The organism is Ascidiimonas meishanensis, from assembly GCF_037782385.1.
GTDB classification, from domain to species: domain Bacteria; phylum Bacteroidota; class Bacteroidia; order Flavobacteriales; family Flavobacteriaceae; genus Ascidiimonas; species Ascidiimonas meishanensis.
On the sequence record NZ_JBBEXD010000051.1, the window covers coordinates 1 to 705 of the forward strand.

1 protein-coding gene is annotated in these 705 nt (G+C 37.0%); it reads left to right on the forward strand.

The genetic code is table 11. The features are described 5' to 3' along the window. On the forward strand, positions 1-705 hold a 705-nt coding region (locus WBG07_RS19375), incomplete at both ends, for a condensation domain-containing protein (RefSeq protein WP_340203785.1).

Consider the following 705-nt stretch of genomic DNA (forward strand, 5'->3'; position numbering starts at 1 on the left):
TGTTAATCGTCATGAATCACTACGCACCGTATTTCTGGAAAAAGAAGGAGTTGGCTACCAAGAACTATTAAGCAGTGCTGAATTTCATATAGAGAGAAAAACTTTTTACAATACAACTGAAAAAATGCTGGAAGTTGTTATAAGTAATGAAGTAAATCGCCCTTTTGACCTTTCAAAAGACTATATGCTTCGTGTAAAGGTGCTAGAATTATCAGAAGAGGTAAATGTACTTGTTGTAGTGATGCATCATATTGCAGCAGACGGATGGTCTATTCCTATCCTGATAAATGAACTGGAAGAACTTTATAATTCCGGATTATCAGGAAAACCAATAAGGCTTCCAGAACTCCCCGTGCAATATGCAGACTACAGTATTTGGCAACGGGAATACCTTTCAGGAGAAATATTAGATAAACGTCTAGGTTATTGGGAAAATCAATTAGATGGAGTTGAAACCTTAGAACTTCCATTAGATTTTAATCGTCCTGCCACACAAAGTAATCAAGGAGCCAGCTATACATTTAAATTGGAGATAGCACAGTCAAATCAACTCAAGGCTTTGGCAAAAGAAAACGGTACTACGCTTTTTATGTTGCTTTTAACTCTTTATAAAGTATTGCTACACCGTTATACTAATCAGGAAGATATCTGTGTTGGAGTTCCTGTGGCGAACAGATCGGAAAGTGCTATATCAGGACTCATAGG